The organism is Enterobacter sp. UPMP2052 (assembly GCF_053709675.1).
Genome location: NZ_JBSKJR010000001.1, coordinates 1,993,251 through 2,005,192, shown reverse-complemented (window position 1 = coordinate 2,005,192; position 11,942 = coordinate 1,993,251). Strand labels below are relative to the sequence as shown.

8 protein-coding genes are annotated in these 11,942 nt (G+C 54.6%); 4 read left to right on the top strand and 4 right to left on the bottom strand.

What is annotated here, in order from left to right; genetic code table 11:
* The first annotated feature begins 7 nt into the window (after window positions 1-7).
* Both sucC and sucD read left to right on the top strand, forming a co-directional pair.
* Entirely contained in the window at window positions 8-1,174 is a 1,167-nt protein-coding gene (sucC, locus tag ACWKX3_RS09295; RefSeq protein WP_058610549.1) for an ADP-forming succinate--CoA ligase subunit beta, read from the top strand.
* Window positions 1,174-2,043 carry a succinate--CoA ligase subunit alpha gene (sucD, locus tag ACWKX3_RS09290; protein ID WP_006177198.1) on the top strand — a complete coding sequence of 290 codons (870 nt, stop codon included), beginning with the start codon at window positions 1,174-1,176 and terminating at the stop codon, window positions 2,041-2,043. Before sucC ends, sucD begins: the two co-directional genes overlap by 1 nt.
* Before the next feature lie 84 nt (window positions 2,044-2,127).
* On the opposite strand, the gene ACWKX3_RS09285 is transcribed toward sucD, so the two are convergent.
* The 4 genes from ACWKX3_RS09285 to ACWKX3_RS09270 form a co-directional block, all read right to left on the bottom strand.
* Window positions 2,128-2,898 carry a hypothetical protein gene (locus tag ACWKX3_RS09285; RefSeq protein ID WP_202561853.1) on the bottom strand — a complete coding sequence of 257 codons (771 nt, stop codon included), beginning with the start codon at window positions 2,896-2,898 and terminating at the stop codon, window positions 2,128-2,130.
* A 10-nt stretch (window positions 2,899-2,908) separates the two neighbouring features.
* A complete protein-coding gene (locus ACWKX3_RS09280) occupies window positions 2,909-3,832 on the bottom strand; it encodes a transporter (RefSeq protein WP_006177200.1) in 924 nt (307 codons plus the stop codon).
* Between the two features lie 58 nt (window positions 3,833-3,890).
* Window positions 3,891-5,846, bottom strand: a complete 1,956-nt coding sequence (locus tag ACWKX3_RS09275; protein WP_454541628.1) for an alkyl/aryl-sulfatase — start codon at window positions 5,844-5,846, stop codon at window positions 3,891-3,893.
* A gap of 349 nt (window positions 5,847-6,195) precedes the next feature.
* Window positions 6,196-6,912: a GntR family transcriptional regulator gene (locus ACWKX3_RS09270; protein ID WP_101738038.1), complete on the bottom strand. Its 717-nt coding sequence runs from the start codon at window positions 6,910-6,912 to the stop codon at window positions 6,196-6,198.
* A gap of 172 nt (window positions 6,913-7,084) precedes the next feature.
* Here ACWKX3_RS09270 and mngA point away from each other — a divergent pair, with 172 nt between their 5' ends.
* Together mngA and mngB are read left to right on the top strand one after the other, a co-directional pair.
* Window positions 7,085-8,992: a PTS 2-O-a-mannosyl-D-glycerate transporter subunit IIABC gene (gene mngA, locus ACWKX3_RS09265; protein WP_448890936.1), complete on the top strand. Its 1,908-nt coding sequence runs from the start codon at window positions 7,085-7,087 to the stop codon at window positions 8,990-8,992.
* Between the two features lie 23 nt (window positions 8,993-9,015).
* Window positions 9,016-11,649, top strand: coding sequence for a mannosylglycerate hydrolase (gene mngB / locus ACWKX3_RS09260; RefSeq protein WP_454541627.1), 2,634 nt, complete (start codon window positions 9,016-9,018; stop codon window positions 11,647-11,649).
* The last annotated feature ends 293 nt before the right edge of the window (window positions 11,650-11,942 follow it).

Genomic DNA, 11,942 nt, shown 5'->3' with positions numbered 1-11,942 from the left:
AGAACACATGAACTTACATGAATATCAGGCCAAACAGCTGTTTGCCCGGTATGGCTTACCGGCTCCGGTGGGTTATGCCTGTACTACTCCGCGTGAAGCAGAAGAAGCCGCTTCCAAAATTGGCGCTGGCCCGTGGGTAGTTAAATGTCAGGTTCACGCTGGTGGCCGTGGTAAAGCGGGCGGTGTGAAGGTTGTTAAGAGCAAAGAAGAGATCCGCGCGTTCGCTGAACACTGGCTGGGCAAGCGTCTGGTGACGTACCAAACGGATGCCAACGGCCAGCCGGTAAACCAGATCCTGGTTGAAGCTGCGACCGATATCGCAAAAGAGCTGTACCTGGGCGCGGTTGTTGACCGTAGCTCCCGTCGCGTGGTGTTCATGGCGTCTACTGAAGGCGGCGTGGAAATCGAAAAAGTGGCGGAAGAGACCCCGCACCTGATCCACAAAGTGGCTATCGATCCGCTGGCAGGCCCTATGCCTTACCAGGGACGTGAGCTGGCGTTCAAACTGGGTCTGGAAGGCAAGCTGGTCCAGCAGTTCACCAAGATCTTCATGGGTCTGGCGAATATCTTCCTTGAGCGCGACCTGGCGCTGATCGAAATCAACCCGCTGGTGATCACCACGCAGGGCGACCTGATCTGCCTCGACGGCAAGCTGGGTGCAGACGGCAACGCGCTGTTCCGCCAGGCCGATCTGCGCGAAATGCGCGACCAGTCTCAGGAAGATCCGCGTGAAGCGCAGGCTGCACAGTGGGAACTGAACTACGTGGCGCTGGATGGCAACATCGGCTGCATGGTTAACGGTGCGGGCCTGGCAATGGGCACCATGGACATCGTTAAGCTGCACGGTGGCGAACCGGCAAACTTCCTCGACGTGGGCGGTGGCGCAACCAAAGAGCGCGTGACCGAAGCGTTCAAAATCATCCTCTCTGACGACAACGTGAAGGCCGTTCTGGTGAACATCTTCGGCGGTATCGTTCGCTGCGACCTGATTGCCGACGGCATTATCGGTGCGGTGGAAGAAGTGGGTGTTAACGTGCCAGTGGTTGTGCGTCTGGAAGGTAACAACGCTGAACTCGGCGCGAAAAAACTGGCTGACAGCGGCCTGAATATTATTGCAGCGAAAAGTCTGACGGATGCAGCTCAGCAGGTTGTTGCCGCAGTGGAGGGGAAATAATGTCAGTTTTAATTAATAAAGATACCAAGGTTATCTGCCAGGGCTTCACCGGTAGCCAGGGGACTTTCCACTCCGAACAGGCGATTGCCTACGGTACGCAGATGGTTGGCGGCGTGACGCCAGGTAAAGGCGGCACCACGCACCTGGGCCTGCCGGTATTTAATACCGTGCGTGAAGCGGTAGAAGCGACGGGCGCGACAGCGACCGTGATCTACGTTCCGGCACCGTTCTGCAAAGACTCCATCCTGGAAGCGATCGACGCGGGTATCAAGCTGATTATCACCATCACCGAAGGTATCCCGACGCTGGATATGCTGACCGTGAAGGTCAAGCTGGATGAAGCGGGCGTGCGTATGATTGGCCCGAACTGCCCAGGCGTCATCACCCCGGGTGAATGCAAAATCGGCATCATGCCAGGCCACATTCATAAGCCGGGCAAAGTGGGCATCGTTTCCCGCTCTGGTACCCTGACTTATGAAGCCGTTAAGCAGACCACCGACTACGGTTTCGGCCAGTCCACCTGTGTGGGCATCGGCGGTGACCCGATCCCTGGCTCTAACTTCATCGACATCCTGAAGCTGTTCCAGGAAGATCCGCAGACCGAAGCGATCGTGATGATCGGCGAGATCGGCGGAAGCGCGGAAGAAGAAGCGGCTGCTTACATTAAAGAAAACGTGACCAAACCGGTTGTGGGCTATATCGCAGGCGTGACTGCGCCGAAAGGCAAGCGTATGGGTCACGCAGGGGCGATTATCGCCGGCGGTAAAGGGACCGCAGACGAGAAATTCGCAGCACTGGAAGCCGCAGGCGTGAAGACCGTTCGCAGCCTGGCGGATATCGGTGAAGCACTGAAATCCATCATTAAGTAAATCCTCTCTGCTCTCTGAATGGGGAGCTTGATATAACAAAATGTCCGTTTCGACATGGTTGGCCGCTGAAAAGCGGCCTTTTTTTTACATTACAACGCTGACGCCAGCAAAAAACGTCAGCTCGGGCTGATAATCGCCTTTATGCGCCACCGTCCACTGCGGCTCAAGGAACGCGCTCACCACTTTTGATCCCACGCTCCAGGCTCGCCCTCCGCCAAGCCCCACGGGAATGGCGTAGTCATCGGTCTCCATGTTCCAGGTCCAGATCCCCGACGTACGCAGATACCAGCCTTCCGGCATTTTGAGGACCATGATCGGCTGAAACGTACCGGTTTGGACGTCGTCGCGATCGCTGTCGCCCGCCACGCTCGTTTGCCACTGGACAAGCGTGCCCGCCATCCACCCGGGCGTCGATTTGATGGCAATGGCCGAGAGGCCCGCCTGCCACTTGCCGGTGCCGGTTTCGTCGTGCGCAGCGGAGTTGGCGGTTAACAGAGGGCCGATCCCCAGCTTAATGCCGTCCTGCTTGAGCAGAAAAATGTCAAACAGGTTGATATCGCCGAGTCCCGTTGCGTAGCCGCCACCGGGCTGCGGTCGTGTGGCAAGCGGCACCGTCATGCGTAAAATCTGCGGTACCGGCACCAGATCGTTCGCTGCAACGGGCGTGGTCATCCGGAAAAGGGTGTCGTTGGTATGACGGTCGCTGCCGTAAAGCTCAGGCGTGTAGTAGTCCTGTAACGCCACGGAGGTGGAAAGGTGCAGCGGATTAGTGGCCTTTTCTATCGCGTCATCGGTGGCGGCACCGCTTGATAGCGGTATAAGAAGCGCGACGAGGCAAGGAAAGAAATAGCGCATCGTCTTCTCCTTACCAGAGATACTGGAGTCTGAATGTCCAGGTAGCGACATCCGGCGACCCTTCACGCCGATCGACGGTATCGGTATACGCCACCATGCCGCCAAAATGCGGGCTAAGCATAAAGCCCACCGTTCCGCCAAGCAGAACGTTTTCCTGCTCATCGTCCTGAAGCACGCCGTCTACGCGCGTTTCGCCGCCTTTGGCCCAGCTGCCGTCCAGTGAAAGCCAGAAAGCAGGGGAGAGAGAGTAGCTCCAGTGCCCTTCCAGTGCGTACAGCGGACGCTGTTCAAGCCTGCTATTTTGCTGATACTCCTTGTTATCCGTATAAAAATTGATCCAGCTGTTTAGCTCGATCCAGCTGTGACCAACAGGGGTGCCGAACGCCAGTTCGGGCTTAAAGCCCCAGCGGTTAGCGCCAATATTAATTGTATTATTACGGTCATAATCCCCGGTGGGCAGCGTGAGCCAGAACGCCGCACTGAGGAAGGTCTCCGGCTTCCACTGACGGAACTGTTCTTCACTAAGCGCGGGCGCGCCAAACAAGTTATGGGCGAAAATAACCTGCGTATCGCCGATATTTTCATGCTCCAGCGAGCCGGTGAAATAGCGGGAATTATCCAGCGAGGCGCTCACGCTGGCGTAAGGCTGAATGATCTGGACGGCGGAAATGCGCCCGTCAATGTCAAACGTGCGCGCGTAACGGAATATATAAACGTCCGCATCCACGCTAACGCCATCGACCGGCAGGGCACTGCTGATATCGGTGTTGCTTTTAACGTTATTGTAATAGCCGAAAATAAGGTTTTTATCCTTCGGTAAATTTTGCCAGTCGCGCGCATTATCAGCCTTCGCAACCAGCGGCAATAAAATGAGGAGTAAACCACATAATAAAACAATCAGTGCGACAATCAGACTTTTACTGGAGCTTCGCATAACGCCTCCTTATTTATAAAAAAACCTCCCGCGCAGTAAAGGCGGGAGGTGCCAGAGGTTAAGGGGTCACAATATTAAACATGGAAGGGAATACGTCGATCAGGGAAAACAGTTGTTCACAGGCATCCGGGTTGCCCTTTAATTCAACCGATTTATTTCGCATAGCCTCATTTAGCGAAGTGGCTTTTGTGAGCAGATGCGAGAAATTGACGACATCAGAAGTCAGGGTAAAGGCCGGGTCGTTAAATGGCTTATTTTTGTGATAAACAATAACGCTATTATTTAACGCGATCCCATAGGTTGAACCCTCTGAAACCTGCCAGTTAAAGTGCAGGGTTTTATTGTTGGCTTTCGGTCCATTAAGCGCAACGCCCATATAATCCAGCAGCGCTTCAGGTTCAATGCGCGCCGTCAGTTCGCTGTCGAGCGTACTTGAGACCGGAATAGCCGGAACGCCATCACGCAACTCTTTCGCCCCTGAGAGATACTCATTGCGCCAGATAGCGTTTTCACTCTGGTAAGCAAGCTGGGTGAAGACCTCTGCCTGCAGCGCTTTGGCCTGCTTGTTATCCGGCTCGGCGAAAATGAGGTGATTCAGCAGCTGCGCGGCCCAGCGATACTCGCCGCTGGACATCGCCTGTTTGGCACCCTCAAAGACCTTTTTCGCGCCGCCCATCATGTGGATATAGCGAGGGGCGGATTTCACATCGGGTAGGGGCTGAAGTTTTGCCGGATTGCTGTCATACCAACCCATATAGTAAATGTACATGGCTTTGGCATTGTGGCTGAGTGAGCCGTAATAACCGCGGTTCTTCCAGCTTTTTGCCAGCGAATCAGGCAGCGTCATGTTCTCGGCGACTTCCTCCATATTGTAGCCTTTGTTGATGAGGTTGAGCGCCTGGTCATTGATGTATTTATACATATCGCGCTGAGCCGCGATGTACGATTTCACCCGGGCATTGTTCCATACCGGCCACAGATGCTGACTGACGGCGATCTCCGCTCTATCGCCATATTTATCGAGCACATAATTGAGCGCTTTCCACCAGTTAACCGCGCTGCGGGCCTTCGCGCCGCGCAAGGTGTATAAGTTGTGCATCGTGGCGTTGAAGAGTTCTGAACCATTCAGAACTTTCATTTGCGGGAACCAGAGCATCATCTCTGACGGTGCCTCGGTGCCGGGGGCTAAAATAAACTCCACCTCCACGCCGTCGATAGTGACCCGTTTACCCGATTCGTTAACAATATAGGTGGGGGGGATGAGCGAGTTGCGCCCAATGGCGATGCTTTTACCGATGCCGTCGTCAACGTGCCCCTGTGGGCCCTGCTTCACCATCATGCCGTACATAAACAGCGCCCGCCGGCTCATGGCGTTCCCGGCCAGCAGATTCTCGCTGGAAGCCTCCTCCATAAAACCTTCCGGGGCGAATATTTTCACTTTCCCCGCGTTGACGTCGGCTTCCGACACAACCCCTGTCACACCGCCAAAGTGGTCAAGATGGCTATGTGAGTAAATGACCGCGACCACTGGTTTTTTCGGGCGATGCTGATAATAGAGTTCAAGCGCAGCACGCGCTGAATCCGGTACGACAAGTGGATCGATAATAATAAGCCCGCTGTCGCCCTCGATAATGGTCATGTTGGAGATATCCAGCCCGCGGATCTGGTACATCCGGTCGGTAACCTTAAACAGGCCGGCAATGTTCGTGAGCTGGGCGTGCCGCCACAGCGACGGGTTAACGGTGTCCGGGGATTCGCCTTTTAAAAACGACCAGTTGTCGAGATTAATTACGGTTTTGCCCTGGTCGTTTTTAATCATTTGCGGGGACAGCGAGGCGATAAATCCCCGTTTTGCGTCTTCTATATCCTGTTTATCGTTGAAGTCGAGCTGCTGATATACGGCGGCGTTCATCTCTTTCGTGTAGGCCGAAGCGGGTGGGGCGGTGTCTTCGGCATACAGGTAACCGCTCCCAATCAATCCAGCGACTAATAAAGCCATTTTTCCATATTTCATTTCTCTTTTCCTTTTACGTGGAGATAACACCGCCAAGGATAAGAAATGCAAATGTCGCTGAATGGAAATTATATCGCGAGAGTAGAATGGATTGTCTGGCGAAAAAAGAAAAGAGGCTAAGATATCATCGTGTTGAATATATTACCGCAACGCAGGCGGGGCAGTAAATGTTGGCTTGAAATAATCGGCCTGGTGGAAATAAAATGTGATGGGCTTAGCGTAAAATATATTGTCTGGATGAATGTCTAAACTTTGTTGTTTTACAAAAGGCTACACAAAGAAATAATTTAAGCCGAAAAATATTAAAGCGTTGTGTTGTTATTGCTAACTAACGTCAACGCTCAGGGTGCTAATGCAAACGCTTTGCTACCAATGTGAAATGATAGTCATCGCTATTAAAGATATTTCGGCTGTATTCAAACAGACGTCCGTCCTGTAAAAAGCCGCGGGAAATTTTTTCCAGAACCGGTTTATGCGGATCGATTCCCAGAAGCCTGACGGTCTCCGCGTCGGGGACGATCGGCACGATTTCCTGCTCGCTGCGATCGATCACCATCTTTTTGACCTGCTCGATATAGTGATATTTGGAGTTTTCCATCACCTCCCAGGTCAGATCGGCAAACAGCGCCAGCGGCATCCAGGTTTCTTCGAGATTCACCGGTTTATGTTTGATAAAGCGCACGCGTTTGACGTGCCAGACTTTCTCTTCAGGCATCAGATCCAGTTTCTGGGCCAGCAACGCATCGGCTTTTATCACCTCAAAAATTTTGACGTCGCTGTGCGTGGCAATGTTTCTGTCGGCCAGTTTCTCGTAAAAGCCCGTGAGCTGGTAGATATCGTAATTGACGCGCTCCTCTTTCACATACGAGCCGCTGCCCTGAATGCTTTCGATGATGTGCTCTTCGGTGAGGAGCTTCAGGGCCTGCCGGACCGTAACCCGGCTGACGCCAAAGGTCTGCTGGAGAGCTGACTCCGTCGGTAGCGCATCGCCTGGCTTCAGCTCACCGCTGGCGATTTTTTCACGCAGCGCGTCCGCTATCTGCCGGTACATCGGTTTAGTGCCCATTTTGATTGATCCAATCAATACCTTTTCAAGGAATTATGCCTTCCGGCAAAAAATTGTAAATAATACAACTTAAATACAAATTATCAGGGTTAGTGAAAATGATCACATAAATGTATTGTTAGGTCTGCCACAATCGATCCTCAACAATGACAACATGAGTGTGAGGATCTTTATGGACCTGACGACCCTGACCCATCCCGAGGCAATCTGCGTGCAAAAGCGCTTTGCCAGCCGCGATGAAGCCATACACCAGCTCACGGTGCAGCTGGTGGCGCTGGGCAAGATCACCGATGGCGATGCCTTTTTAGCGGAAGTTTTCCACCGTGAATCGCTTGGCCCCACCGCCCTGGGCGAAGGGCTGGCCGTTCCCCACGGTAAATCGTCCGCGGTGAAAGAGGCCGCTTTTGCCGTCGCAACGTTAAGTGAACCGCTGGAGTGGGAAGGGGTGGACGGCCCTGAACAGGTTGAGCTGGTTTTCCTGCTCGCCATCCCGCCTGCGCAGGCAGGATCCACGCATATACAGCTTTTAACCGAGCTAACCTCCCGCCTCGCGGATGATGCCCTTCGGGAACGGGTGATGGCAGCAAAGACGGCGGTCGCGGTGATTGCCGCCCTCGAAGATGCGCCGCAGGACGATGAGCGCGCCGCGCCGGTGAATGCGCCGACCATCGTGTGCGTAACTGCATGCCCGGCAGGCATCGCGCATACCTACATGGCCGCGGAATATCTGGAAAAAGCAGGGCGTAAGCTCGGCATCAATGTGGTGGTCGAGAAGCAGGGGGCGAACGGCATAGAGGGGCGGATTACCGCTCAGCAACTGCGGGAAGCGCAAGCCTGTATTTTTGCGACGGAAGTGGCGGTCAAGGAGAGCGAACGATTCAACGGCATTCCGGCTATTTCCGTGCCGGTGGCAGAACCGCTGCGCCATGCCGAAGCGTTAATCGAGCGCGCGCTGGCCTTGTCATCTTCGTCTTCTGCGCAGGGTGTCCAGGCAGAAAAAAAGAGCGTTAAGACCGAGCTGAAGCAGGCGCTTCTCAGCGGTATCTCGTTTGCTGTACCTCTGATTGTTGCCGGAGGAACGGTGCTGGCCGTTGCGGTACTGCTGGCACAAATGCTTGGCTTGCAGCATCTGTTCGATCAGGAAAACTCATGGCTGTGGATGTATCGCAAGCTCGGCGGCGGCATGCTCGGGATTTTGATGGTCCCAGTGCTTGCCGCATACACCGCCTTTTCGCTGGCCGATAAACCAGCTCTGGCACCGGGGTTTGCTGCCGGTCTTGCCGCCAACATGATCGGCTCCGGCTTTCTGGGGGCCGTCGCGGGCGGTCTGATCGCCGGCTACCTGATGCGCTGGGTGAAACAGCACATTCGCCTTGGTAACCGCTACAACGGTTTTTTAACCTATTACCTCTATCCGGTCATCGGCGTGCTGGGCGCGGGCAGCCTGATGCTGTTTGTGATTGGCGAGCCGGTGGCGTGGATCAACAACTCGCTGACGGCCTGGCTTAATGGCCTGTCCGGGGCAAATGCCCTGTTGCTGGGCACGCTTCTCGGCTTTATGTGTTCCTTTGATTTAGGCGGCCCGGTCAATAAAGCAGCCTATGCGTTCTGTCTCGGGGCGATGGCTAACGGCGTCTATGGGCCTTACGCCATTTTCGCCTCGGTCAAAATGGTCTCGGCTTTCACCGTGACGGCCTCCACGGTGTTGGCTCCCTCACTTTTTAAACCCTTTGAAATTGAAACCGGTAAATCCACCTGGCTGCTCGGGCTGGCGGGGATTACCGAAGGGGCTATCCCGATGGCGATAGAAGATCCGCTGCGGGTGATTGGCTCGTTTGTTCTGGGCTCAATGGCAACGGGGGCCATCGTCGGGGCGATGGGCGTGGGGTTATCTACGCCGGGAGCGGGCATTTTCTCCCTCTTTTTACTGCACCCTGCCGGACTGGGCGGCGTGATGGCTGCGGCAGGCTGGTTTGGCGCAGCGCTGGTGGGCACCGCTATCTCGACCGTTGTGTTGCTGCTCTGGCGACGCCAGGCAGTGAAAAAGGGTCACTACACCGTTGAAGACGTCACGTCATAACCACGCATAAACAGGAAACGAAGATGAAAGCTGTATCTCGTGTTCACATCACGCCGCACATGCACTGGGACCGTGAGTGGTATTTCACCACGGAAGAGTCACGTATTCTTCTGGTCAATAATATGGAGGAGATCCTGACGCGTCTCGAGCAGGACGATGCCTGGAAATATTACGTCCTCGACGGCCAGACCGCGGTACTGGAAGACTACTTCGCGGTGAAGCCGGAAAACCGCCCTCGTGTAAGGGCGCTGGTACAGGCGGGTAAGCTGATTATCGGTCCGTGGTATACCCAAACGGATACCACCCTCGTCTCTGCCGAGTCGATTGTGCGTAACCTGATGTACGGCATTCGCGACTGCATGGCCTTTGGTGAGCCGATGAAAATTGGCTATCTGCCGGATTCGTTTGGGATGTCAGCGCAACTGCCGCACATTTATAACGGATTTGGTATCACCCGGACCCTGTTCTGGCGAGGGTGCTCGGAACGTCACGGCACCGATAAAACCGAATTTCTCTGGCAGAGCACGGACGGCAGCGAAGTCACGGCGCAGGTGCTGCCGCTGGGCTACGCGATTGGTAAGTACTTACCGGAGGACGAAGCCGGACTGCGAAAACGTCTCGACAGCTACTTCGACGTGCTGGAGAAGGCCTCGGTCACCAAAGAGATTTTACTGCCTAACGGCCACGACCAGATGCCGCTCCAGCAGAATATTTTTGCGGTGATGGATAAACTGCGTGAGATCTACCCGCAGCGTGAATTTGTGATGAGCCGGTTTGAGGAAGTTTTCGATCGCATTGATGCCCATCGTGACCAACTGGCAACCCTGAAGGGTGAGTTTATCGACGGGAAATACATGCGCGTACACCGGACTATCGGCTCCACGCGGATGGACATCAAAATCGCCCATGCCCGGATTGAGAATAAGATCGTTAATATTCTTGAGCCGCTGGCGACGCTCGCCTGGAGTCTGGGATTTGAGTATCACCACGGCTTGCTGGAGAAAATGTGGAAGGAGATCCTCAAAAACCATGCTCATGACAGCATCGGGTGCTGCTGTAGCGATAAGGTCCATCGCGAAATTGTCGCCCGGTTCGCGCTGGCCGAAGACATGGCCGACAACCTGACGCGGTTTTATATGCGTAAAATCGTCGATAACATGCCGCAACGCGATCAGGACAAGCTGGTGATGTTCAATCTGATGCCCTGGCCGCGAGAGGAGGTCATTAACACCACTATCCGCTTGCGCGCCCGTCAGTTCCGTATTGTGGATGATAAAGGCAACGACATCCCTTATTTCCTTCGTAGCGCACGCGAAATCGATCCGGGTCTCATCGACCGGCAAATCGTCCATTACGGCAACTACGACCCGTTTATGGAGTTTGACATCCAGCTCAGCCAGATCCTCCCGTCAATGGGGTATCGCACGTTCTTTATTGAACCCCATGTTGCCGGGAGCGTGCGCCCTGCGCAGAACGCCCCCCAGGCGCTGCTGGAAAATGCGTTCTGGCAGATCGATATCAATGACGACGGGACGCTGCGCCTTCGGGATAAAGAATCCGGGCTGGTTTATGACCGCGCGCTGGAGATCGAAGAGAGTTCCGATGACGGGGATGAGTACGATTACTCTCCCTCTCGTGAAGAGTGGCGACTCACATCGGCGCAGGGCAAGCATGACGTTGAGGTGACGCATGAGGGCTGGCAGAGCAGGGCGGTGATCCGGCATCAACTGTCGGTGCCGGCAAACCTGGCCGAACGCTCGGCACGCCAGCGAAGCGGCTCGCTCACGGCTGAAGTTGAGATCACGCTCAGCCACAACAGCAGGCGGATTGATGTGGCGGTTCGCCTGGATAACCAGGCTGACGATCACCGTGTCCGCGTACTGATCCCCACGCCGTTTACCACGCAAGAGGTGCTGGCTGACACGCAGTTTGGCTCGCTGACCCGCCCTGTGCAGGATGCCGCGATGGCCAACTGGCAGGCGGAGGGATGGAAAGAGGCGCCGCTGCCGGTCTGGAATATGCTGCATTACGCCGTCCTTCAGGCACAGCGTAATGGCATGGCGCTCTTTACCGAGGGGCTACGGGAATTCGAAATCGTGGGTGACGATACCAAAGCCTTCGCCCTGACGCTGCTGCGCGGCGTAGGGGTACTCGGCAAGGAGGATTTACTGCTGCGCCCGGGACGGCCTTCTGGGATCAAGATGCCGGTGCCGGACTCACAGCTGCGGGGCAAACTGGACTGCCGCTTTAGCCTCTTCAGTTTTAGCGGCACACCGGAAAGCGCTGGCGTCGCTCAGCAGGCGAAGGCATGGCTTACGCCGGTGCATTGCTACAATAAAATCCCCTGGGATGCGATGAAACTTAACCGCGCGGCGTTCACCACGCCGGAGGGCTACAGCTTGTTGACCCTGTCGCCCACAGGCTGCGTCCTGAGTGCGCTGAAAAAGGCAGAAGACCGCGAGTCACTTATTCTCCGCCTGTTCAATCCCTCAGAAACCACCTCTTGCGACGTGACGTTATCGATGAATCGGACAATAGCGGCATGTAACGAAACGGACCTGAAAGAGTGTCTACGGGAAGGGGAGGGCAATGCAGACGGGATCACAGGCGCTTTCAGACCGGGTCAGTCACGAACGTTTGACCTTAGCTTAGCCTGACATCACATCCTCCAATAACCAAGGCCGCAGACTGTGCGGCCTTTTGATTTATAAATAGTCACAACGGGGTGTTAATTTTGTGACTAATAAAGGTAAAATTAATGTAATTATCAGGCTTAACAGATCCCGCGTAAAATACTGTGAGGTGGATAACACTCTATGTTTGCCGTCAGATTACAGGTTGCGCTCCGCACTGGTTAAATAAAATCAACTCTGTTTATATTATTATCTGTGATTGATAACTATTATCCTCCCGCAATGCACATATCGTTAACATGGGTTTTACCATTCTC